This window comes from Shewanella sp. ISTPL2, from assembly GCF_013283205.1.
In the GTDB taxonomy this organism is placed as follows: domain Bacteria; phylum Pseudomonadota; class Gammaproteobacteria; order Enterobacterales; family Shewanellaceae; genus Shewanella; species Shewanella oncorhynchi.
Genome location: NZ_JAAPAV010000001.1, coordinates 684,792 through 705,120, shown reverse-complemented (window position 1 = coordinate 705,120; position 20,329 = coordinate 684,792). Strand labels below are relative to the sequence as shown.

General features: G+C 46.8%; 28 protein-coding genes and 1 other annotated feature. Of the genes, 5 read left to right on the top strand and 23 right to left on the bottom strand.

All coding sequences use genetic code 11. The features are described from left to right. Positions 1-37 precede the first annotated feature (37 nt). Genes trpCF through HUB64_RS03210 form a run of 4 tightly spaced genes read right to left on the bottom strand, consistent with a single transcriptional unit; the run spans position 38 to position 4,851 of the window. Entirely contained in the window at positions 38-1,516 is a 1,479-nt protein-coding gene (trpCF, locus tag HUB64_RS03225; RefSeq protein ID WP_173496378.1) for a bifunctional indole-3-glycerol-phosphate synthase TrpC/phosphoribosylanthranilate isomerase TrpF, read from the bottom strand. A 6-nt stretch (positions 1,517-1,522) separates the two neighbouring features. Further along, positions 1,523-2,569, bottom strand: coding sequence for an anthranilate phosphoribosyltransferase (gene trpD, locus HUB64_RS03220; protein WP_173496377.1), 1,047 nt, complete (start codon positions 2,567-2,569; stop codon positions 1,523-1,525). After that, the gene (locus HUB64_RS03215) at positions 2,566-3,168 is read right to left on the bottom strand and encodes an aminodeoxychorismate/anthranilate synthase component II (protein WP_173496376.1); all 603 of its coding nucleotides are present in this window, start codon (positions 3,166-3,168) and stop codon (positions 2,566-2,568) included. Before HUB64_RS03215 ends, trpD begins: the two co-directional genes overlap by 4 nt. Positions 3,169-3,177: 9 nt before the next feature. Further along, a complete protein-coding gene (locus tag HUB64_RS03210; protein WP_173496375.1) occupies positions 3,178-4,851 on the bottom strand; it encodes an anthranilate synthase component 1 in 1,674 nt (557 codons plus the stop codon). Positions 4,852-4,949: 98 nt separating this feature from the next. Next, positions 4,950-5,057 (bottom strand) — a sequence feature (Trp leader region). 211 nt (positions 5,058-5,268) lie between these two features. Here HUB64_RS03210 and HUB64_RS03205 point away from each other — a divergent pair. From HUB64_RS03205 to HUB64_RS03185, 5 genes are all read left to right on the top strand, one after another. Beyond that, the gene (locus HUB64_RS03205; RefSeq protein ID WP_131523534.1) at positions 5,269-6,129 is read left to right on the top strand and encodes a PHP domain-containing protein; all 861 of its coding nucleotides are present in this window, start codon (positions 5,269-5,271) and stop codon (positions 6,127-6,129) included. Beyond that, complete coding sequence (locus HUB64_RS03200) at positions 6,126-6,746, top strand: L-threonylcarbamoyladenylate synthase (RefSeq protein ID WP_028760994.1); 621 nt, start codon at positions 6,126-6,128, stop codon at positions 6,744-6,746. Before HUB64_RS03205 ends, HUB64_RS03200 begins: the two co-directional genes overlap by 4 nt. A gap of 159 nt (positions 6,747-6,905) precedes the next feature. Continuing rightward, on the top strand, positions 6,906-7,694 hold the full coding sequence (locus HUB64_RS03195) for a ScpA family protein (RefSeq protein WP_105252121.1): 789 nt from the start codon (positions 6,906-6,908) through the stop codon (positions 7,692-7,694). 3 nt (positions 7,695-7,697) lie between these two features. Beyond that, positions 7,698-8,294 carry an SMC-Scp complex subunit ScpB gene (scpB, locus tag HUB64_RS03190; protein ID WP_173496374.1) on the top strand — a complete coding sequence of 199 codons (597 nt, stop codon included), beginning with the start codon at positions 7,698-7,700 and terminating at the stop codon, positions 8,292-8,294. Positions 8,295-8,475: 181 nt separating this feature from the next. After that, positions 8,476-9,738 carry an integrase arm-type DNA-binding domain-containing protein gene (locus tag HUB64_RS03185; RefSeq protein WP_173496373.1) on the top strand — a complete coding sequence of 421 codons (1,263 nt, stop codon included), beginning with the start codon at positions 8,476-8,478 and terminating at the stop codon, positions 9,736-9,738. Between the two features lie 8 nt (positions 9,739-9,746). On the opposite strand, the gene HUB64_RS03180 is transcribed toward HUB64_RS03185, so the two are convergent. The 19 genes from HUB64_RS03180 to HUB64_RS03090 form a co-directional block, all read right to left on the bottom strand. Further along, positions 9,747-9,962, bottom strand: coding sequence for an AlpA family transcriptional regulator (locus tag HUB64_RS03180; protein WP_173496372.1), 216 nt, complete (start codon positions 9,960-9,962; stop codon positions 9,747-9,749). Next, positions 9,962-10,174 (bottom strand): hypothetical protein, encoded by a 213-nt coding sequence (locus tag HUB64_RS03175; RefSeq protein ID WP_173496371.1) that lies wholly within the window; start codon positions 10,172-10,174, stop codon positions 9,962-9,964. Before HUB64_RS03175 ends, HUB64_RS03180 begins: the two co-directional genes overlap by 1 nt. Positions 10,175-10,176: 2 nt before the next feature. Continuing rightward, entirely contained in the window at positions 10,177-10,473 is a 297-nt protein-coding gene (locus tag HUB64_RS03170; RefSeq protein ID WP_173496370.1) for a hypothetical protein, read from the bottom strand. Further along, a complete protein-coding gene (locus tag HUB64_RS03165; RefSeq protein WP_173496369.1) occupies positions 10,470-10,646 on the bottom strand; it encodes a hypothetical protein in 177 nt (58 codons plus the stop codon). Before HUB64_RS03165 ends, HUB64_RS03170 begins: the two co-directional genes overlap by 4 nt. Further along, a complete protein-coding gene (locus HUB64_RS03160; protein WP_173496368.1) occupies positions 10,646-11,278 on the bottom strand; it encodes a hypothetical protein in 633 nt (210 codons plus the stop codon). The genes HUB64_RS03165 and HUB64_RS03160 overlap by 1 nt, the downstream gene beginning before the upstream one ends. Then, a complete protein-coding gene (locus HUB64_RS03155) occupies positions 11,275-11,862 on the bottom strand; it encodes a hypothetical protein (protein ID WP_173496367.1) in 588 nt (195 codons plus the stop codon). The genes HUB64_RS03160 and HUB64_RS03155 overlap by 4 nt, the downstream gene beginning before the upstream one ends. Positions 11,863-11,993: 131 nt before the next feature. Next, positions 11,994-12,287, bottom strand: coding sequence for a hypothetical protein (locus tag HUB64_RS03150; protein ID WP_173496366.1), 294 nt, complete (start codon positions 12,285-12,287; stop codon positions 11,994-11,996). After that, a complete protein-coding gene (locus tag HUB64_RS03145; protein WP_173496365.1) occupies positions 12,284-12,604 on the bottom strand; it encodes a hypothetical protein in 321 nt (106 codons plus the stop codon). The genes HUB64_RS03150 and HUB64_RS03145 overlap by 4 nt, the downstream gene beginning before the upstream one ends. Before the next feature lie 8 nt (positions 12,605-12,612). Continuing rightward, positions 12,613-14,127 carry a DNA cytosine methyltransferase gene (locus tag HUB64_RS03140; protein WP_173496364.1) on the bottom strand — a complete coding sequence of 505 codons (1,515 nt, stop codon included), beginning with the start codon at positions 14,125-14,127 and terminating at the stop codon, positions 12,613-12,615. Further along, on the bottom strand, positions 14,115-15,005 hold the full coding sequence (locus tag HUB64_RS03135; RefSeq protein WP_173496363.1) for a phage N-6-adenine-methyltransferase: 891 nt from the start codon (positions 15,003-15,005) through the stop codon (positions 14,115-14,117). The genes HUB64_RS03140 and HUB64_RS03135 overlap by 13 nt, the downstream gene beginning before the upstream one ends. Then, positions 15,002-15,352, bottom strand: a complete 351-nt coding sequence (locus tag HUB64_RS03130) for a hypothetical protein (protein ID WP_173497879.1) — start codon at positions 15,350-15,352, stop codon at positions 15,002-15,004. The genes HUB64_RS03135 and HUB64_RS03130 overlap by 4 nt, the downstream gene beginning before the upstream one ends. A 20-nt stretch (positions 15,353-15,372) precedes the next feature. Next, a complete protein-coding gene (locus tag HUB64_RS03125; protein WP_173496362.1) occupies positions 15,373-16,107 on the bottom strand; it encodes a hypothetical protein in 735 nt (244 codons plus the stop codon). After that, positions 16,104-16,811 (bottom strand): hypothetical protein, encoded by a 708-nt coding sequence (locus HUB64_RS03120; RefSeq protein WP_173496361.1) that lies wholly within the window; start codon positions 16,809-16,811, stop codon positions 16,104-16,106. The genes HUB64_RS03125 and HUB64_RS03120 overlap by 4 nt, the downstream gene beginning before the upstream one ends. Beyond that, the gene (locus HUB64_RS03115; protein ID WP_173496360.1) at positions 16,808-17,647 is read right to left on the bottom strand and encodes a DNA adenine methylase; all 840 of its coding nucleotides are present in this window, start codon (positions 17,645-17,647) and stop codon (positions 16,808-16,810) included. Before HUB64_RS03115 ends, HUB64_RS03120 begins: the two co-directional genes overlap by 4 nt. Further along, a complete protein-coding gene (locus HUB64_RS03110; protein ID WP_217363080.1) occupies positions 17,644-18,180 on the bottom strand; it encodes a hypothetical protein in 537 nt (178 codons plus the stop codon). The genes HUB64_RS03115 and HUB64_RS03110 overlap by 4 nt, the downstream gene beginning before the upstream one ends. A gap of 30 nt (positions 18,181-18,210) precedes the next feature. Further along, positions 18,211-18,954: a hypothetical protein gene (locus HUB64_RS03105; RefSeq protein WP_173496359.1), complete on the bottom strand. Its 744-nt coding sequence runs from the start codon at positions 18,952-18,954 to the stop codon at positions 18,211-18,213. Positions 18,955-18,994: 40 nt separating this feature from the next. Further along, positions 18,995-19,342: a hypothetical protein gene (locus HUB64_RS03100; protein ID WP_168823784.1), complete on the bottom strand. Its 348-nt coding sequence runs from the start codon at positions 19,340-19,342 to the stop codon at positions 18,995-18,997. A gap of 100 nt (positions 19,343-19,442) precedes the next feature. Then, positions 19,443-19,727 (bottom strand): hypothetical protein, encoded by a 285-nt coding sequence (locus HUB64_RS03095; RefSeq protein WP_173496358.1) that lies wholly within the window; start codon positions 19,725-19,727, stop codon positions 19,443-19,445. Continuing rightward, positions 19,720-20,142 carry a hypothetical protein gene (locus HUB64_RS03090; protein ID WP_173496357.1) on the bottom strand — a complete coding sequence of 141 codons (423 nt, stop codon included), beginning with the start codon at positions 20,140-20,142 and terminating at the stop codon, positions 19,720-19,722. The genes HUB64_RS03095 and HUB64_RS03090 overlap by 8 nt, the downstream gene beginning before the upstream one ends. Positions 20,143-20,329 lie beyond the last annotated feature (187 nt).

The following is a 20,329-nucleotide window of genomic DNA, read 5'->3' as shown; positions in this document are numbered from 1 at the left end:
CCAACAGCATCTAGGGCTTCTTGCTTAGCGCGATAGGCTAGAGACGTAAATGGGCAAAAGCCGTTTGGATCAGTTGCGCCGATTTAATTCCTGCGGCGGTTTCTAGGCCAGAATTAAAATCTAAACCGTAAAATCCTTGGGCATTGGCACTGGCCGCATTGTCGGCGTTGAGTCCGCCCGCCAACATGGCATAGGCCTTTTGTGGGCAGAGGGATTTTACATCAATATTTTGCCAATTAAAGGCTTGGCCCGAGCCGCCAAATTGGTCTGCCGTTTTACTATCAAAGAGATATCGCGATGCTCCCTGAGGTAAGTTACCAAGCTCACCCGTTTGCGCATCGACGCTGACGGCTTTCCAAATTTGAGTAGTGAGTCCCGCTTGCTCAAGTCGCTCTGCGAGTTGTGCGATTTCAAGTTCAGTTTCAGTGCCATGCAGCTGTACGGCAGATAACTGCAAACTGGCTGCGGTATCCGTAATGGTGCTTGGCGCGGCATTAACAAACACACCGACGAATTCAATGGCGGGAGCCGCGGATGCGCGATATTCCCTGAGCAATTGTTCAGCTGCATTAAGGGTTAATGCGCGCGGGGATTTTTCAGCAAAAATCAGCCCGGCATAGACGGCACCTGACGTTGCCGCGGCGCGAATATCTTCCATGCGGGTGAGGCCGCAGACTTTATTGTGACCGAAGATCAATTTACGGCAGGCTAAGTCGATATCAGCCTCGGCCATTATCGAACTACCGACGAGGAAACCATCAACCAGTGGACTCAGGCGGCGTACTTGCTGATTGTTGTAGATACCAGATTCGCTGATCACCACGCGGTCGCTGCTAATGTGTGGCGCTAAGGCCTCTGTGGTAGCGAGATCGGTACTCAAATCCCTTAAGTTACGGTTATTGATCCCAATAATCGGCGCATCTAATGCGATGGCGCGTTTAAGTTCCTCTTCATTACTGACTTCGGTCAGCACATCGAGTTGATACTTAGCGGCTTCTTTCGCCAGACGTTGATATTGCGCATCATCGAGTACGGATAGCATCAGCAGAATGGCATCGGCGCCTTGGTGAGCAGCGAGTTTAATTTGGTATTCATCGACAAAAAAATCTTTACACAGAATCGGTTGGTTCACCCGAGCGCGCACCTTAGGGATATAGTCCATATCCCCTTGGAAAAACTGCTCGTCGGTTAATACCGAAATGCCCGCCGCATATTTTCCGTAAATATCGGCAATGGCTTCTACATCAAACACATCGCGGATAAGCCCTTTGGACGGGCTGGCTTTTTTACATTCTAAAATGTAACCCGCCTTGGGCGCCTTGAGTGCGGCAAATAAACTGCGGTCAGAGATTTTTGGCGACAGACTGGCCTCAGGAAAACGCAGTTTCAGTGCGGCAATATGGGCCGCTTTGGTATCGACAATACGGGTTAACACATTACTTTTTGGCATAGGGTTTGTTGCTGCCTGTGGCTGAGTTCTCATATCTTGGCTATCTGTTATCAGTTCTTGAGTCATTGCCACTTATTCCTTTGTTTCACTGCTGACTTTAGCTAATTGGCTTAACAATTCAAAGGCTTTACCGCTTTGTATGGTACTGAGCGCAAGTAAGGTTCCTGTTTTCACTGAATCAGCAATCCCACACACATATAAAGCACAACCGGCATTGATGGCGACCGCATTGGCATGCGCATTTGTGCCGTAACCTTTTAAAATTGCCTCGGTGATCAAGGCATTCTGCGCGGGTTCGCCGCCTTCTAAGTCACTGATTTGTGCTAAAGGCACACCTAAATCGGCGGGCGTGAGTTGATACTCTATGATGTCGCCGTCTTTTAATTCGGCCACTTGGGTGTTGCCGTGCAGCGCGACTTCATCTAAACCACTGCCGTGCACTACCATAGCGCGTTTTGTGCCAAGCGCCTTTAATACTTTCGCTATCGGTAAGACTAACTCAGGGCTATACACGCCAAGTAACATAAATTCGGGGCGGGCAGGATTGATAAGTGGCCCTAACACATTGAATAAAGTGCGCGTTTTCAGTGCTTGCCTGACCGGCCCCGCATGTTTTACTCCGCCGTGGTAGTGGGGCGCAAATAAAAAGCACAGGTTCAATGCGTCGAGGCAACGACTGGCGGTGTCTGGTGACATGGTTAAGTCAATGCCAAACTGCGCCAAAAGATCCGATGAACCCGATTTACTCGACACGCTACGATTGCCGTGTTTGGCGACCTTGGCGCCCGCCGCCGCGGCAACAAAGGCCGCAGTGGTGGAAATATTAATGGTATTAAAGCCATCGCCACCCGTGCCAACTATGTCAACGATTCCATTGCTAAGGTTATCGCCATTCGAGTAGGGAAACGTCTTGGCGGCGGCGCGCATCGCATCGGCGGCGCCGCTGATTTCATCAATGGTTTCGCCGCGCATCTTGAGCGCGACTAACATGCCAGCCATAGTGGCTTCACTCATTTCACCGCGAATTAACGCGCTAAAAATCTCAAAGGTGTGCTCGCGACTTAAACTCTTACCTTGGTATAAAAGGTCGAGTAAAGGCTGAATATTGTTTGTACTCATGCATTTACTCCTACTGTCATGTCTTGGGTCAGAAATGCCAAGGTTTGAATGAGCAGTGTGCTGCCCAACGTCGTCAGAATTGATTCTGGGTGGAACTGAAACCCAACGGCTTTATGCTCAGGGTGCAAAATCGCCATAGGCATATCTTCAGTGGTTGCGATCACTTGCAGGCAATCCGGCACTTGAGTGGCGACGAGACTGTGATAGCGGGCAACGGGCAGGGGAGAGGGCAAACTGGCAAATACGCCAGTACCGTCATGGAAAGTCGGGCTTGCCTTGCCGTGTACCACAAAAGGTGCGCGTGCCACTGTGCCGCCGTAATATTCCACCATGGCTTGATGCCCAAGGCAGATACCCAGCATAGGCACCTTACCCGCAACTTTGGCGATAAGTGCCATCATAGAACCTGCCTCATGGGGTGCACCTGGTCCTGGTGATAACACGAGGGCTGCAGGCTCTTGTTCGTTAAGCAGTTTTTCAGCGATATAATCGGCGGCAACATCGTTGCGGTAAATCACCACTTCACAGCCAAGGCTGCGAAATTGATCCACTAAGTTATAGGTAAAGGAGTCAAAGTTATCGAGTAGATAGAGTTTCATGTTTGGCTCCTATTTATATTGTGCTGAAGAGGATTGTGCTGAAGTGGATTGGGCTGACGATTCATTCACTGGTGATTCAGTTACTAGCAGTCCAGCGCCCATTTTGATGGCCGAAATCACGGCTTGGGCTTTTTGACGGGTTTCATCAGCCTCGCTTTGGGGATCAGAATCAAATACCACGCCAGCGCCCGCTTGAATAAAGGCGGTACCATTTTTAACAAAGGCGGAGCGGATCACGATGCAAGTGTCCATGTCTCCAAGGGCATTAAGGTAACCCACAGCGCCGCCATAGCTGCCGCGACGGGCTTTTTCTGCTTGGCGTACCAGTTGTGATGCACGTACTTTTGGTGCGCCCACTAATGTGCCCATATTCATACAGGCCTGATAAGCATGCAGGGCATCTAAATCTTGGCGCAGTTGACCCGTTACACGGCTGACGAGGTGCATCACATGGGAATAACGGTCAACTTTTAATAGTTCGGCGACTTTGCGGCTGCCGCTTTGGCTGATGCGTGCGATATCGTTGCGCGCTAAATCGACCAGCATTAAGTGTTCCGACAGTTCTTTTTTATCTAAACGCAGTTCAAGTTCAATACGGCTGTCTAAGTCAAAATCAATCTCGCCCGTGGCGGTTTTACCGCGTTTACGGGTGCCAGCAATCGGATAGACTTCCACCTGATTACTGCTGGCATCAAATTTGAGCGCACTTTCTGGTGAGGCACCAAAAAGCGTGAAATCTTGGCCTCTGAAATAAAACATGTAAGGGCTAGGGTTCGTCAGGCGCAGGGCACGATAAGCCCCTAAAGTATTCGGGCAAGGCAAACTAAAGCTACGGGATGGCACTACTTGGAAAATATCGCCCGCAATAATGTGTTCTTTCAAATCGATAATGGTTTGTTTGAACACCTCATCGGAAATATTGACTTGCTCAGTTGCGTCGATGGCGACCAGTGTCGGTATATCGGCAGGTGAATTACCGAGGGTTTTACACTCTGCAGTTAAACTTTGTACCCGCTCACTTAGCGTTGCGGTGATGGTGGCATATTGAGCTGAATCGTGACTGAAGTTATGGGTAATGATGTCGGCTTGTTTAAGTTTATGATCGATAAGGATTAAGGTTTCAGCGAGGTAAAATAGGTAATCAGGGCAATCGTTATCGCGGTTCGGTACGGCTGGCAGTGGTTCGACGGTATCAATCAAGTCGTAGGCCAGTACGCCACCTAAAAACAGATCCTCAAAGGCGGGTTTAGTCTGGCTGCCAGTATGAGCGCCACAATCAATCTGCTGGATAAACATCCGCAGACCATCGAGTGGCGAGGTCGATTTTAAGCGCGCATCTTCATCCTGCAGCTGAGTGTCTTTTTGCAGCGTCACCACTAAGGTCAAGTTATCTCGGGCTACATTGACAGCAGTACTGAAAAATAGCGCGATGGGAGCAAGTAAGCTCGCGCCATTGTCGGTCAGTGCAGTGAAGGTCAGCTGATAACCGTCACAGCGGATCATCATGGCGGCATGGGTCATCACCATGCTTTTTAAGTGATCTTTACTGTCGATTTCGGCCGATTCGAGCAACATAGTATGGGGCGCATCTTGGGTGATGTGCTGATATAAGCGTAGTGGATCGCTGTGGTAGGTTAATGCCGCCTTGAGTGTGCTTGAGCGTGCGAATGTCTGTTTGGGCATGTTCATATTCCAGCTACCTTATAAAATGTCTTTAACATCATGAGTTATCTCGCTTTCTTAATTTTTTTACCCGAGTCTGCCGACATTTTTCGCACCTAACAAAAAAGCCCGCATTTCTGCGGGCTTCTTGTTGATTCTGGTCACTTTCAAATGAGCACAGAGCTTCACACCACCCGCTACGTTGGGAAGTGCCACCACCAAATGATGTTTAATGAAGCGTTAATGTGTGTCATTCAAAAGGGTCTCGCTAATTCAGTCAATTGGTGTATAGAAAACCTTAGCTGGAGCTGAATGTCAATTGAATATTTTTCACTTCCTGCGATTTATTCGCTGCAATGATGCATAAAATTGATGTTACTCAGCCACAAAATACGAGATAACAGCGCATTTGTTAACAAGTTCGCGTACAATAGCGCCATGAATACTCAAAGCATATTGGCTGATCTACATAGCCACACGACCGCATCAGACGGTCAATTAACGCCGTCTGAATTGGTGGCAAGAGCCCTTGAAAAGGGTGTGCAGTTATTTGCCATTACCGATCACGACACAGTGGCTGGTTTACCTGAAGCCCGTGCCTTTAATCAGGCACAAGCTACTCCATTGAAATTGATTTCTGGCGTGGAAATCTCTACTCGCTGGAACAGTTACGATATCCACATAGTGGCGCTTAACTTCGATGCTGATAATCCAGCGTTATTAGCATTTTTAGAAAACCAGCGTGAATTACGTGAATTACGTGCTCAAGAAATTGGTCATAGATTAGCTAAAGCTGGCATTGAAGGTGCCTACGAAGGTGCTAAGGCGTTGGCGGGTGATGCGGCATTGAGCCGTGGACATTACGCTCGCTGGATGGCTGAAAATGGTCATGCTGTGGATATGCCGAGCGTCTTTAAACGCTACCTTGCCCGTGGTAAAACCGGTTATGTCCCCAATAATTGGGGTGATATGGCCAGCGCCATCGATATCATTCATAACGCAGGTGGGTTAGCCGTGTTGGCGCATCCCAGTGGTTATAAGTTATCGGCAAAGTGGCTTAAGCGCTTAGTGCGCGAATATAAAGAAGCGGGTGGAGATGCCATGGAAGTGGTACTTGGCCAGCAAACATTAGACGACAGGGCCAATCTTGTGGCGCTGAGTGTCCAAAACCAGTTGCTTGCATCGATAGGGAGTGATTTTCACTTTCCGAGCAATTGGATAGAATTAGGTAAAAATCTGTATCAGCCCCAAGGTATTGATTGGGTCTGGCAATCGGAATCTTGGATGGAACGACCATGAGTCAGTTTTTTTATGTACATGAAGTAAATCCGCAAACGCGGCTTATTAGTCAGGCGGTCGCCGTATTGAAAAGCGGCGGTGTGATTGTTTATCCCACCGATTCAGGCTATGCCTTAGGCTGCCTGATTGGTGAGAAAGACGCGATGACGCGGATGGCGAGAATTCGTCAAATTGAGAACGATCATAACTTTTCCTTGATGTGCCGCGATTTATCCGAACTTGCGACTTACGCTAAAGTGGATAATCAGGCGTATCGCATCCTAAAAAGTTGCACGCCTGGGCCTTATACGTTCATTTTCAAAGCGACTAAAGAAGTACCGCGTCGCTTACAAAATGACAAGAAAAAGACCATAGGTATTCGTGTGCCCGACAATGTGATCGCACTGGCGTTACTTGAAGCCTTAGATGCGCCGCTGATGTCGACCAGTTTAGTGATGCCGAATGCAGAATTTGCCGAGTCTGATCCTGAACAAATTCGTGATTTGCTCGAGCATCAAGTGGATGTGATTATCCACGGTGGTTATTTAGGCGAAAAGCCAACGACTGTGATTGATATGTCTGAAGATGGCGCCGAGATTTTACGTGAAGGCGCGGGTGATATCACGCCGTTCCTCTAAATTTGCCGCATTAGATTTATCGCTAATGGATGCGGGTAAGTGATTCGGATAGTGGTAGTCAACATTTGGCAGTTTTATCGCCGTAGATTTACAGGTATAATCGCGCGTTTGGCGTTAGCCTAGGTTGGATAGCGCAGTGTTAACGGAGCAAGATAGCGGATGCAGGGCACGCAACAAAGTTTACCCTTAGCCGTTATTCGTGGTCAGGCAATGACCGAAATGCCGCTGGATTTGTTTATTCCGCCTGAGGCATTAGAAGTATTCCTTGAGTCCTTTGAAGGGCCATTGGATTTGCTTTTATATTTGATCCGTAAGCAAAAATTAGACGTTGTCGATTTACCCATTCAGCAAATCACCGCGCAGTATTTAGAATATATTACGTTGCTGACTCAGGCTCGAATTGAACTTGCCGCCGATTACTTAGTGATGGCGGCAACGCTTGCCGAGATTAAATCCCGTTTGCTGCTGCCGCGTATGGTGGCCGAAGATGAGGTTGAGGAAGATCCTCGGGCGCAATTGATCCGTCAGTTGAAAGCCTATGAAGTGATTAAAGAAGCGTCGCAAAAACTCGATGATTTGCCGCGACTCGAGCGGGATGTGTTCCAAGCCAAAGCGGTGGCAGCACCTGACATTAAGCCGTTAATGATCCCGCCAGAAGTTTCGCTGTTTGAAATTGCCCGCGCCTTTGGTGATGTACTCAAACGTATCGATGCCTATGAAGATCATCATGTTAAGCGTGAACAATTATCGACCCGTGAGCGCATGAGCCAGATTTTAGCCATGCTGAACTCGGAAGATTTTACGGCATTTGAACGTTTATTTACCCTAGAAGAAGGCCGTGCCGGCGTGGTAGTCACCTTCTTAGCTTTGATGGAATTAGTCAAAGAATTATTGGTCGAATTGTACCAAACAGAGCCGTTTTCAACTATTTACGTTAAGGCCTATTAATTGATGCAGATAAATCCGACTCAATTAAAACAGCTTATTGAAGCGAGTTTGTTTGTATTGGGGAAACCCTTGTCGGCGAAAATGTTGAAAGACACTGTATTGGTGGATTTCACGGTTTCTAGAGACAAAATAAAAGCTGCATTGGATGAGCTGCAGCAGGATTATCAAGACAGAGGTGTGCAACTTGTGAAAGTCGCTGGGGGTTATCGCTTCCAGACCTTAGACGTCTTGAGTCCATTTTTGCAGCCTCTGTGGCAAGAAAAAGCGCCTAAATATTCGCGTGCGACATTAGAAACCTTGGCGGTGATTGCTTATCGTCAACCTGTGACTCGCGGCGATATTGAACAGGTGCGCGGTGTGGCCATTAGTAGTCACATCATAAAAAGTTTGTCAGATAGACATTGGATTAAAGTAGTTGGCCATAAAGAAGTACCGGGGCGACCCGCGTTATATGCCACTACCTTAGAATTTTTAGCATATTTTGGCTTAGATACCTTAGCGGATTTACCGCCGCTGTCGGATACTGAGTCATTGCAGGCGGTTTTTTCAGGTTTGAAATCAGCGCCAGAACAGTCAGAAGAGCAAAATACTAATGAGTGATTATAACTAGCTGTTTTCATATTCATTCGCTAGCATTCGTTTTATTGTTCGTTTCGTTGAAAAGACTGGTAAAAAATGGATTTAACAGCAATTTTTAATTCAAATCCCTTCGTTTCCATTCACAACATTTGTGTACATAACAGCGTACACAAAAATGCCATGTACACACTGGAGAACGGATATGGCACTTTCTGATTCTTGGCTGAAAGCAGCACTGAATAAAGAAGTCGAGAAGCCATACGAACGTGCCGACAGAGACGGTCTTAGTGTGCGCGTATCTTCTAAAGGTGTCATCACTTTTCAGATGCGCTATCGCTGGCTCGGTAAAGCCGCCAGAATCGATATTGGCCCATATCCCTTACTCTCACTTAAAGAAGCGCGTGAAGCCTGTATTGTTCAGCGTAAGCTGCTGCTCGATGACATTGACCCGCGTGATGCCAAGCGTGAAAAGGCGGCAAAGGCTCGGGCTGATGATACGACGATAGAGGGCGTATTCAGGTCTTGGCATCATTCCCAGTTCGGCGAAGGGCGCTCAAGTATTAAAGCGACAACCTCGGACCTTTACCTGCGTTCACTCGAAATTAACGTATTCCCCATCTTTGGCAGCAAGCAGGCAGATCATGTCACGCTTCACCAGTGGCTTGATTTGTTCGAGTCGATGGCAGCAAAAAAACCAACCATTACCAACTTAACGCTAACGCTTAGTCGTCGGGCGTTAAAATGGGCTGTTCGTAGACGTTTAATTAAGACGAATGAATTAGCTGGGATTGAGTCTAAAGAAGATTTGAATATCTCTAAGAAAAGCCGTTCTTGCACGCTGAATGATGAACAGCTGATCATACTTCTGCAGGCAATAGATAATGCAAAAAGACAAAGGTTAGGAAACCGGATAATGGTTTTCTTAGCGTTGTTTTTTGGTTGTCGGGTAGGGGAATTGAGGATAGCCAAAAAAGCTGACTTTGATTTTGATAAGATGATTTGGACTGTGCCGGTTGAAAACCATAAGACGGGTTATATGATGCAGCGGCCACTTTTGCGGCCGATCATCGATGAGATTAAGCCAATGCTATTGCTGGCATTCTCTTTGAGTAAGTGTGACTTAGCTTTTCCTACTGCTAAGGGTGATGTTTATTCAAAGGCAGCAACAACACGCATGTCTTTCCCATTAAATACTTGGGCAAAGATGAACGGTACGCCGCTGCCTGAGGATTGGGTATTACACGATTTACGCAGAACACAACGAACAAACATGAGTAAGATCACGACAGTCGAAGTCGCTGAAACCATGCTTGGGCATAAGCTCAGTGGCATCAAGTCAATTTATGATCATCATGATTATTTAGAAGAACAAGCTAAGGCGTATAAAATCTGGTGGCAAAAGCTACAGCGATTGAAGGACCCTGCAGCCTATCCCAATGTGATTGAGCTTAAGGCCGCGCAATAGAGGCGGCATTAAGACTGCTGCTCATAAATCCAGCGTGTAACTTCTTGAAAACTGTATTTATTTCTAAAGTGAGGGTTAGTGGTGGGTTTTGGAAAGTCTGGCGCTTTAAATAATTGATAAAGTTTAGTGGTACCGATGCCCAAGGCTTTAGCAAGTTGGGCAGGTGAATAAAACTGCTGAGTTACTTGCGGCTTGTTCATCGCTTCAATTTCTTGCTGGAACATTATTCACCTCCACTCAATTTATTGGGGTTATCTGCTTTTAATCCCATCTTATCTAGTCGATCAATCACCGCTTGCTCACGGCCATGGACAGTTGATAGATCAAACTCAGGGCGCTTACTCAGGATTGCCACTTGTTGCTCAAGCTCGGTAATTCTGGCTTTAAGCTGTGCGTTCTCAGCGATAGCTAAGTTAAGTCTGTCATTCATCTTCATGCTTAACCTACCTGAAGTTCAACTTGCTCGTCTCTAAACTCCATACAAACTAATTTTAGAATTTTCTTCTGTAGATCAACTCGCTTAAGCATTGCATCGTTCAGCACTGCTTGGGCAAATGTTTTCTGAAGGTTATTACAGTATTTATCGAAGTAAGGCTCTGAATTACCATTCATTTTAAATGGTGAGCTATTTTTGTTTTTGAATGACATTTGAACGAAACACATCAGTAATGCCAATTCATTTTCTATGAATATCATATCGTTAAGCTTTTTAAGTTCATCTGATGTCAGCATCATGCACCGTCCTTATTGCTCATAGCCTCATGTTCAAGCATTAAGGCAATTGCAGAATCAAGTTGCTCTTTTAATTCAATTGCCGCCTTTGTAGTGAACCAAAGCGCTTCACCTTTCAATTCAATTTCTATAGGAAAGTTTTTGTTTTCTTCCACGAAATTAACTTGTGCTGCCATCACTCACCACCCTTAGCCGCTTCTTCTAGCCACTCGTCGCGCCACTGCTCAAGCCATTGGCAATCAGGAAAACTCAGTTGCCCCGTTTCGTTAGTGTCGCTGACGAATTTGCGGATAGCCTTGGCGCTCAGCTCATTTAATGCATTACGCGCTGCTGTTGCGTCATTGTCATCCCATGGCTGTGTGTCATAGGCATAGTTATCTTTTACGTGGTTACGTGCCGACTGATAAACGTCATAGACTGTTAGTTCAGCAGTGACGCAGCCACTTAGATAAGCCCCGCGAGGTACTTCTGCAAAGTTCATTACTGCCTTGGCACGGACATGGTTAAGGCATTGTTTTGGAGTGACTTCAAATAATTCCCACAAAGAACATGGGATTGGGTCATCATCCGAATCATCTGCATCAACACTAAGATCAGCCATTGTTTTATTAAAGCGTTCAACATACGCCGCTAGCTGGTCGCGTTCTGCGGTGATTGCTTCGAGCTTTTCACAGGCCGAAACCAGTGCATCTAGCGTTTTGTCGAATAAAGCTGGCAGCTTTTCGGTATTGGCCTCTTTCTTAAGCTGTGCGGCTTTAGCCTGCGCGATGATCATATCTAACGTGAAATCTTCCATATCTAAGCTCATGCTGCCTCCGCGTCTTTGATTTTCATTACTTGCAGAGCGTGAGCGCTGATAAGTTCTGACGCATCAGCCATGGCTTGTGCTTCTTCTAGATATCCGTTAGCGCCAGCATTATCGGATGCTTCAATAAGCACTAATGCTAATTCACTCACTACACTTGCTTTGATTGATTCAAGCTCATCAACCAACAACATTGGTGACTCCTTACGCTGGTGCAGCATCATGGCGAAGTTGGCAACATCTTCAAATGTGCCATCGTTACCTTTGCTTAAATGCTCAACCAATGCCGCGGCTAATTGCTCGCCTGAGCACAGCTCTTTATCATTCCAACCGCTGCGACCTTTAGATCTGGCGTAGGCCATTTTTAAGCGCATCGCATTGGTGAATCTGTCGATGCCGATATCATCGATATGCGTTGAACGTTCCAACTGCATCGAGTTTACTTGGTCCTTTAATTGCTGAATCTCGGTACCCAGTTTTTGCTTAACATCGACGAGCTCGGTGGCAGGAACGTACACACCAAGACCTTCAACATTGATTTGGCTTGAGCCGTTGCCGTCTAAAAACACTCTGCGTTTAGTTGTCATCACGTACCTTCCTTTGCTAAATCTTCTGCTAATTTTTTCAGGAAATGTTGACAGCTTCCTGAGGTTTCTTTGGGTGCCTTGTACCACTGCCGTAAGGCGTCACGGATGATTTTGGATTGCTTCATAAATCCTCACATCACGAGAAAATTCGGGTTGTTTATGTCTTGCTCTGTCACTGCCCATTGAAGCCAGTTTTTCTGAATTTCCCTTATCGCCTTCTTGCCTTTTAAATCGATTTCAACAATGTTGCATTCGAAGGTATCTAATCCATTGATCTGATATTTATTCATCAACTCTTCATTGATTGATGGCTTTGCATAAAAGTCTTGTGCATTACGAATGGTTATAAAAAAGCCCATTTTCATTGGTAATAAAATGGTTAGTTTATGGCTTGCGGCCATGGCTAAAGCTTGTGGTAATTTCATGCTGCCTCCTTCTCCATCGGCGCGAAGAACAGGGCAACTGGGCCATCTTCTGTATCGTGAATACTCAGTAAGAATGATCCGGCTTTGTCGCAAACTGGGTTCCAATCACTGATATCGATGTCGCCATCATCGAAATAACGCTCAATCAGATCTTCATCGGCGTCAGACTCAAACCAAATAACAACAAATTCACCTCCATTTGCTGCAGCCCATGCCTCACATTCTGCTCTTGGAGTACCTTCATCCCATTCAGGCAAATCTGGATGGGTCCAATAGCCTTCATCACGTTCAACTTTTGCTGCTTGTATTGGGTTCATAAAAACTCCTATGCCGCTTCGGCGGTTTGTGTGCAAAGCTCGGGGAGATTTGCGCGGGTGAGTGCTTCGGCAAATTGCGGCGGTACCGAGTTACCTACTCGGGCGACTTGCTCGACTGCAGTGGTTTTACAGTCATAGTTATCAATGATGTAATCAGGAGGGAAACCTTGAAGGTTAAACAGCTCTCTAGGCGTTAGCATTCTTAAACTGATATCAGTAATGACCATGGTTTTGTTATTCCAAGTCACAGTAACTAAAGCAATACGATCCTTAGTTGTAATGGTTGGCGAAGGTGTAGAGAGTGAACTCCACTGACCACCATTTGAGTAGTAACGCATTAAGAATCCGCTGACTCTTACAGCCCCAGCTTCTTGCTCTGCCGTTAAACCGCTTTCGCCTGGTTCAACCATTTCTATTTGTACCTGAGCATGGTGTGTACCACCGGCGGTAATAGTAGGCATAGGGGTTAACAGCGAGGTTGGCTTAACACTCTTGCGTAGATGCACCATAAAGGCTGACACCAAGGCGAAAGCGCCGCCCTTAGGTGATGCAGTGATGGTTTTTATCGGTTCGTGAATGCTTCTGGTAGATTTGTTAGACCAGTTAGCAATCTCTATGATGAATGGGCTTGGGTTCTCAAGAACATGCTTTACTGTACCTATGGCAATCCGCTCTAACGTAGCATCTGCCAGAGGTCGCTTGATTCTTAATCCTTGCTGTTTTGCCATTTCTTTCGTCATAAAAATGCTATGACAAGGCAGAGAAAAATCAATATGCTTAGCTGCCGTTACCCATGGTTTCATATTTCCACTAATAACACTCTGATCATTTGGTGCGCCGTGGGTTGCTTGCGGCCAAACTATGGGCCTTCCATCACAACGAGCTACCATAGCTAACCGCTTGCGGATTGTCGGCGCACCATAATCACAAAAGCGCTCAGTTTTAAATTCCACTTTGTAGCCGAGCCCTTTAAATAGCTTTAACTTTGACTGAACATCAAATTCAATACCTACCGATCTAATGGCCTCCGTCCACGCAGGATGATTAGGTCGTAACCCGGTTGATAGCGCTTTAACAAAACCATCAAAGGTTTCTCCTACTCTGGTAGGGTCTGGGCGCTGATTGCCGTTACCAATATCCAGCAATGGCCCCCATGTCTTAAATTCTTCAACATTCTCGAGCATCATAACTAGGGGTTTAACCTTTATCGCCCAGCGAACCTTTACCCAAGCAAGCCCCCGAATTTCTTTTTTAACTGGAGTGTTTCCACGGGCTTTTGAAAAATGAGTGCAATCTGGAGATGACCACAACAAATCAACCGGTTTGCCTGCCGTCACTTGGATTGGATCAACATCAAAAACGGATTCGCAGTAGTGCAGGGTATTAGGGTGATTAGCCATGTGCATAGCAATAGCGGCTTTGCTATGATTTATAGCGACATCCACACTACGGCCTAGCGCCCAACCTATGCCGGTGCTGACACCACCGCCGCCACAGAAGTTTTCTACGATTAAGCCGCGCATGGTTTTTTCTCCGTTGGCATGTTCATTACTAAGTCGTCAATGATTGAGTCGGTGAAATTACCCTCTAATCGTTGTCTGTTTACTTCTTCGCATAGCTCTTGAAATTGGGGTTCAGTTGTTTCAGATATCGCAATGCCGCAAAGCGCGAATACTTCTTTTGCAATGTTCAGCACTTCAATCGGCCATACGCTGTTTGTTGCTGTGCTATCCCGAGCTATCTGTTCCTCGATATCAATCTGTTCAGCTTCAAACTCACCTATTTGCTCACCTTCTTCGGCATCATCTGGACGCTGTTCGATAGTGCCTTGAATGTGGCTATGGCTTTTACGCATTAGCGACACTGGGCCCTCTAGCATTTCATCGCGGTCAATATGTCGGTAGCGTGGATCACAGGGACGGCCAAAGGGATGGAACACCAAAAACATGGATCCTTTATTGTTACCATTGGCAGGTTTTTCAGTGACAGGATCGACAAATGATAAGCGGCCACCAATGACTAAATGCACCTCTTGGCAGTGTTCAACTGCGCGTTTAAACCAGCCTACAGATTGGTCCATCATCACCAGCATCACACAGCCTAACCCTTTGGCTTGCCACTTAATTGCCGTTTCAACAAAAGGGCCAATATTTGAGTAAGGTGGGTTCATCCATACGTAATGGCCTGTTCTTGCCTCTGGATGAGTCTCACCTAATGCATCGCCAGGCGCGCCAAACGCAGCGTGAAACCAGTTAGTTTCATGGGTGTTTTGTTGCTCAGTGATATAGCGCGGTGAACGGGCATTAATATCGCTTGCCGCTGCATCGAGCACAAAATGATATTGATGGTCGTAAAAGTCGTATACAGCACGAGGGGTGCGATAGCTGTCTTTGGTGCTCATGCAGCATGCTCCTTTGAATCAGTTAACTGATAACTGGCTAATTGTGTTTCTAGCTGTGTTTCGAGCTGTGCGATGCGCGCATTCGCCGCGGCTAACTTGGCAAGATGCTTTTCCCAGTCGATTTCTTTGATTGCTTCAACAACGCCCATGGTGTTGTTGAGCGTGGTTTGGGCGCGCATCAGGTTTGATAGCTCGATAAAGTGGCGAGCGGCGCAGCGTTCTGGATCCAAGCCTGTGGTGTAATGCAGCTTTAGGGCGGCAATAGTGGGCTCGGATGTGATGCGCGTTAGCGATAGCAGTAAGTCGAGTTTGCGCTCTGACTCACTGCCAGCGAGTAAGTAGAGCATTTCGCGTGGGGCAGCTTTAGTCATGCTGCACCGCCTGTGGTGCTGATCACCTTGAACTCGATAACCCAAACAAATGGATTATCATTAGAGTTGCTATAGATAGAATCCCATAAATCAAGGAATGCACTTTTTGCTGTTCTAGCTAACTGACACTTACCGTCATCCTTCTGGCGGGTAAATCCTTCACAGAGCCCTAGGCATTCATCGCGAAATGTGACGCAATTTATCCCTTCAGCCTTTGCGTCTGACTCACATATATCAATTAAGCGCTCTACACGAACATTAGTTACTTCGAGGATAATTCGAGCGCAAGAACGAGGCATGTGGATAGATGGCTTCCAAGTAGTCTCTAGAATGGAGCAACCAATTTCTAAAGCATGTTGTTTGAAAATCACATTGTTATCGCTAGTGCATTGAGATATATAAAGCATCTCACCACCATTTTCAGGTGAGCGATCTTCGGCTTCATATTTTCCAATGCAAAATGTCTCGCGCACATAAAGCTGATCACCAACCGATCCAAACGGTGAAACAAACGCGCAATCTTCATCGCTAACGCCAAAAACCTCATCATTGGCAGGTTGATAGAATCCGCGCTTATCAATGACTGTCGGTGTATACCATTCGGCATTTTTAGAAAATGGCGCCCAATCATTATGCGGCTGAGCTTTAAACATTCTGCGCGTCTGTGTTTTGCGGCCATCAAGAATGGCTTGCACCATTTCGGTGTTGAAGATAATAGGGCGCTGTTTCATGCTGCTTTTCTCCTTGCCTTGCTCGCTTTCAATTCTTCGCAGGTATCCGACACAACAAAGCTAAGGCCATTGCGTTCACTGTATTGCTCAGCGCAGCTGTAGTTTTCGTAAGGATTAAAACCCCAAGTGATACAGCCGCAATGTGGGCAGTTACCGCGAGTTTTACCTGTGGTTTGGCGAGTGCGTGGGCGCTTAGGTTTGCGAATGCCTGCAGCGGTGATCATGCGGCGTTCGTTGATGTTGGCGGCTTGGAAAGTACGGCGCGCGATGGCGTCGATATCCGGCTTGGCGTAGATAGTGGTTTTAATGCCAACTCCAAGCGACTGAATATCTAGTGCATCTTGATAACTAAATATCGTCGCGGTGTTGTAATTAATATCGCTAAAGCCAAATTGAGATAGCCAATAAACATCGTTGCCATCCCATTCGCCATTAATACAAATAACGTATTCATGACAGTCTGACTTTTCGCCAGAATCGCCTAGGTACTGACAATCAACGCGCGCCATTGCCAACTCATCAACAAGCTCTTTGCAAAGTGGAACGTCAGTGTGACGGCTGTTGAAATTGCGCTGTGCTTCTTCAAGCGTGTAAACATGGGCCTTGTTTAAATTGCTGGTATATCCACAACCATCTTGAGCCCAAAACAGGCAAGTGCTGCCAACGTTAGAGCGCGAGTCGCGCAGGTAGAATAATTGGCTCATGCTGCCTCCTTGCTGGCCAGTTTTTCATTTGCATGTGGATTAACCCAAATGCACTCGGTACGCAGTCCTGTTCCATTGGCTGCAGAACAACGCGCTTGCTTTTTGTGTAATGACCAACCAACTAGCATGTCGTTATAAAGCTCTGTCTCGTAACCACTCAACACGACCATTCCATCAACATTAAGCAGTTGATCAAGTAACGCTTGATGCTCATCAATAGTCATTTCGTGCTGATAAACCCCTTTATTATTTCTGAGCTGCCGAGTCTCTTTGACGTATGGCGGATCAACATAAAACAGGGTGCTATCGGCATCATGTGAGCGAATGCAATCAGGAGCAGGGCGGTTCTCAATGTTTACTGCTTGCAGGCGTTCACAAACATAAGCCAGCATTGGAGGGTATTTAGCCCAAATATGTGCGCTAGTGTTATGTGCTCGTTTGGCTTCTGATCTGAAACCCGTTGGGTGGAATGTTGCTGCACCTGATCCAAATCCCATTGTCGAACGCACAATAGTGCGGCGGGCTCGCTCGATAACACATTCAGTTAATTCGTATGACTGCAAAAACTCGTCACGCGAATAAGGTGTTAAGTGGCAAAGTTCAATAAGTTGCATGCATAAGTCAGGGTTACGCAACACTTGAAACAAGTTAAAAATGTCTTGATCAAGGTCGTTATAAACTTCGCCGTGTGAACGTTCTTTTTGTAGCAATACTGATGCGGCTCCGCTGAATGGCTCAACATAACAATGGTGTTCAGGAAAGAAGGAAATAATCCATTTCGCTAAGCGATACTTACCGCCGTGATAGCGCAAAACTGGGTTGGTTAGCTTGTTCATGCTTGCTCTCCTTGCTTGATGATTGGCAGTTGTGCAGCTGCGGCACGAACAGCGGCAGCGGCTTCTTTGCCATAGCCCCAAATGTCGCCGTTCTCAGGGTTCCAACGAGTAGGCGCTATCCATTCAATCGAAAGTTGTTTGCCTTTTACGATGTAGTCACGCATGCCACAGACTAAATCGCGTAATGTTCCTCCATGGTTAAACCCATACCAATGACCTCGGTAATGGGTGTAAACCCGAGCTTTGGTATATTCATCAACCACCCAAACCTTGCCGTTTTTATCCAGCTCAAGTGTTGCTAAAGCGCCTTTATGGTCGAAGAATTTACGGCCATGTTCGGCGATCACTTTGATGAGGGCGTTAGCGTGTTCTACGCGCTCTGTGATGATCGGCTCTGGTAATTCATAAAAAGTGTCGCACTGACATCTAGGGCAAATGAAAGTTTGCATGCACCCTTCATCACGCTTTGATGCTGTTGAGTAATTACCAGTCCAGCGGCAGGTGCGGCGACTGCATTCGATACGTTGTGACATGCTCTATTCCTTCTTTCGTGAATAACGTGCTTACGCGGCGCTTGATTGTTCTGCGGCGGTGGTTGGTGTGTTGTTTGATGGTTTCGATTTTGCGGGTTGCTGACGACCGCAGTGATGAACAAACGCAGGTGGTTTGATGCGGTCTGATTCATCGAGTCGCATTGGCATCATCATCACGACGATTTCACGTTGAGCACCCATTACTGCTACAGCTGCAGAGTCAGAACCAAAAAAACAAAGATTGGCACCGGCTAACTGGTTGTGTTTTAGCTTTATTAGACGGCTAAAAAGCTCAGGATTTATGGCGATTTGACTAACAGATTTAGGCTTATTAAGGCGCTCGAATAAGCGACCAGCATTAGGATATTGGGCGTCTATTGGGTTGATAAACTCTAGGTATGTAACTAAATCCCTAACGGCGTGCTCATTGATATCGTCAAAGTCATTTAGCCAATCTTGAATATCATCAATCCCCGTTACCATGGCGATGCCATCGATGATTACTACGTTTTTAGTCGGCATTCTGAGTGACGTAACTTGCTTTCCATTTGCAGCTGATAACAGTGCTTTGCTGATTGGGAAGATGTATTCGCCGTCGCTAACACCCTCAACATCGTGAATGGTGACGAGTGTATGACCGTCGGTGGCGGTGAGGATTACGCCATTTTCAGGGTGCGGCTTTACGTGAAAGCCGTTGAGGTAATAGCGCACATCTTGCTTGGCTACAAATGCGGCTAACATGGCTAAATATTTGTTGTTGAATATGATTTTCATGGCTGCTCTCTGCTCTGTTTTCACTGCACTTAGGGTTGCGTTACGCGGCGATTTCGCCGTTGTAGACCACCCAACTGACAATCTCTTTCTTGGTTTTGGGATTAACCTTGCCTGTAGGTTTGCGATAACGAACATGCAGGTCGCGGCATTGGTCCTGTTTTTTTGCTAGCTCAATGTATTGCGCGCAGAGCGAAGGCGTTGAGAGCGAGTGCGACAGCTTTTGTGGCTTCATGGTTTCAAACTTGGCCTTTGCCATTTCATCTAGCTTGGCTTGGTATTCCGCGGGGCTGAGTTCGCGACGCTTCGGCTGTACGCCTTCGTATAGGCTGCACTTTTTAGCCGCTTCTTTTTTAGCTATGGTCATGGACACGCCGTATACGAAGAACATGGTGGACTCCAAACTGGTGATTGCTCACTAGGCTGATAGATGGAATAGGGTGGGTTTGAGTTGAACTTGTAACGATGACTTACCCGTTCACATTGGGGGCTTAGCTTGGTGTGCTGGCGAGTCGTGCATATTCAGCGTTGAGCAGGTCTTGCGCGCTGCGCTGGCCGTGTTTTTGCTTTATCTCTTGCCAGCGTTCTATCAGTCGAACCCAAGTGTGTTTAGATTCGGGATAGTCGATGATCAGCTGGTTTAACTCGGCTATCGAGCGGTCGCAGTAAAATGCCATGGCGTTATCGCGCAATCGGCTTTGTGCCTCTTGCTTAAGTTCGTTCGCGAGCATTCCCACTAATTTTTCGCTGGTGGCATGGGCCTGTGCATCAAACATGGGGCACCTGCTTTAGGCTGTTAATCACTTGATGTTGAAAGCAGCGATTTATCCAGCTGCAGGTTCGGTCACTGACGGTGATTTCGGTCGCGATTGGCAGGGCTACTCGGGTAAGTTTTACGCGGCCGCTGCGAGTTATTTGAATGTTGGCCACTTCGTTTAGTGGCGTTGTTTTTAATGGGCTTTCATCCAACTTGGTGACGTGGAAGCGCTCGCGAAATGCATAGGTGCAAATGTTGTTTTGCAGGTAACGCTCTAGCTCATTTTTGCGTTGAATGACGGTCGGGCAGTGCATTAGGTTGTTCAATTGGGCGAGGCGACAGGCTATGCCAAGGTGCATTAGCAACTGAGCTTCGGTTGTGGCACGTTTATCTTGCGCAATGGCGCATGATTGCGCTGCGATTGGGTGTTGCATAGGTCACCTCGCTGAATCGTGGTTAGGTTTTAAAGGCTAGAAATTAAACGGAAGGTTTAGCGTTATAACAGGTCGAACGGGATCAACTTGGCCAGTAGCATTAGCACTAAGTCGAGAAAGTCGGGTTGCTGAGTTTTCATGGTTTCGCGTCCTGCAGGTGAACATCTTTGAACTATCCGGTAATTCC

Bases quoted from the DNA above. Each gene is read 5' to 3' on its own strand.
- trpCF (WP_173496378.1), bottom strand. From the start codon at position 1,516: ATGACTCAAGAACTGATAACAGATAGCCAAGATATGAGAACTCAGCCA.
- trpD (WP_173496377.1), bottom strand. From the start codon at position 2,569: ATGAGTACAAACAATATTCAGCCTTTACTCGACCTTTTATACCAAGGT.
- HUB64_RS03215 (WP_173496376.1), bottom strand. From the start codon at position 3,168: ATGAAACTCTATCTACTCGATAACTTTGACTCCTTTACCTATAACTTA.
- HUB64_RS03210 (WP_173496375.1), bottom strand. From the start codon at position 4,851: ATGCCCAAACAGACATTCGCACGCTCAAGCACACTCAAGGCGGCATTA.
- HUB64_RS03205 (WP_131523534.1), top strand. From the start codon at position 5,269: ATGAATACTCAAAGCATATTGGCTGATCTACATAGCCACACGACCGCA.
- HUB64_RS03200 (WP_028760994.1), top strand. From the start codon at position 6,126: ATGAGTCAGTTTTTTTATGTACATGAAGTAAATCCGCAAACGCGGCTT.
- HUB64_RS03195 (WP_105252121.1), top strand. From the start codon at position 6,906: ATGCAGGGCACGCAACAAAGTTTACCCTTAGCCGTTATTCGTGGTCAG.
- scpB (WP_173496374.1), top strand. From the start codon at position 7,698: ATGCAGATAAATCCGACTCAATTAAAACAGCTTATTGAAGCGAGTTTG.
- HUB64_RS03185 (WP_173496373.1), top strand. From the start codon at position 8,476: ATGGCACTTTCTGATTCTTGGCTGAAAGCAGCACTGAATAAAGAAGTC.
- HUB64_RS03180 (WP_173496372.1), bottom strand. From the start codon at position 9,962: ATGTTCCAGCAAGAAATTGAAGCGATGAACAAGCCGCAAGTAACTCAG.
- HUB64_RS03175 (WP_173496371.1), bottom strand. From the start codon at position 10,174: ATGAAGATGAATGACAGACTTAACTTAGCTATCGCTGAGAACGCACAG.
- HUB64_RS03170 (WP_173496370.1), bottom strand. From the start codon at position 10,473: ATGATGCTGACATCAGATGAACTTAAAAAGCTTAACGATATGATATTC.
- HUB64_RS03165 (WP_173496369.1), bottom strand. From the start codon at position 10,646: ATGGCAGCACAAGTTAATTTCGTGGAAGAAAACAAAAACTTTCCTATA.
- HUB64_RS03160 (WP_173496368.1), bottom strand. From the start codon at position 11,278: ATGAGCTTAGATATGGAAGATTTCACGTTAGATATGATCATCGCGCAG.
- HUB64_RS03155 (WP_173496367.1), bottom strand. From the start codon at position 11,862: ATGACAACTAAACGCAGAGTGTTTTTAGACGGCAACGGCTCAAGCCAA.
- HUB64_RS03150 (WP_173496366.1), bottom strand. From the start codon at position 12,287: ATGAAATTACCACAAGCTTTAGCCATGGCCGCAAGCCATAAACTAACC.
- HUB64_RS03145 (WP_173496365.1), bottom strand. From the start codon at position 12,604: ATGAACCCAATACAAGCAGCAAAAGTTGAACGTGATGAAGGCTATTGG.
- HUB64_RS03140 (WP_173496364.1), bottom strand. From the start codon at position 14,127: ATGCGCGGCTTAATCGTAGAAAACTTCTGTGGCGGCGGTGGTGTCAGC.
- HUB64_RS03135 (WP_173496363.1), bottom strand. From the start codon at position 15,005: ATGAGCACCAAAGACAGCTATCGCACCCCTCGTGCTGTATACGACTTT.
- HUB64_RS03130 (WP_173497879.1), bottom strand. From the start codon at position 15,352: ATGCTCTACTTACTCGCTGGCAGTGAGTCAGAGCGCAAACTCGACTTA.
- HUB64_RS03125 (WP_173496362.1), bottom strand. From the start codon at position 16,107: ATGAAACAGCGCCCTATTATCTTCAACACCGAAATGGTGCAAGCCATT.
- HUB64_RS03120 (WP_173496361.1), bottom strand. From the start codon at position 16,811: ATGAGCCAATTATTCTACCTGCGCGACTCGCGCTCTAACGTTGGCAGC.
- HUB64_RS03115 (WP_173496360.1), bottom strand. From the start codon at position 17,647: ATGAACAAGCTAACCAACCCAGTTTTGCGCTATCACGGCGGTAAGTAT.
- HUB64_RS03110 (WP_217363080.1), bottom strand. From the start codon at position 18,180: ATGTCACAACGTATCGAATGCAGTCGCCGCACCTGCCGCTGGACTGGT.
- HUB64_RS03105 (WP_173496359.1), bottom strand. From the start codon at position 18,954: ATGAAAATCATATTCAACAACAAATATTTAGCCATGTTAGCCGCATTT.
- HUB64_RS03100 (WP_168823784.1), bottom strand. From the start codon at position 19,342: ATGTTCTTCGTATACGGCGTGTCCATGACCATAGCTAAAAAAGAAGCG.
- HUB64_RS03095 (WP_173496358.1), bottom strand. From the start codon at position 19,727: ATGTTTGATGCACAGGCCCATGCCACCAGCGAAAAATTAGTGGGAATG.
- HUB64_RS03090 (WP_173496357.1), bottom strand. From the start codon at position 20,142: ATGCAACACCCAATCGCAGCGCAATCATGCGCCATTGCGCAAGATAAA.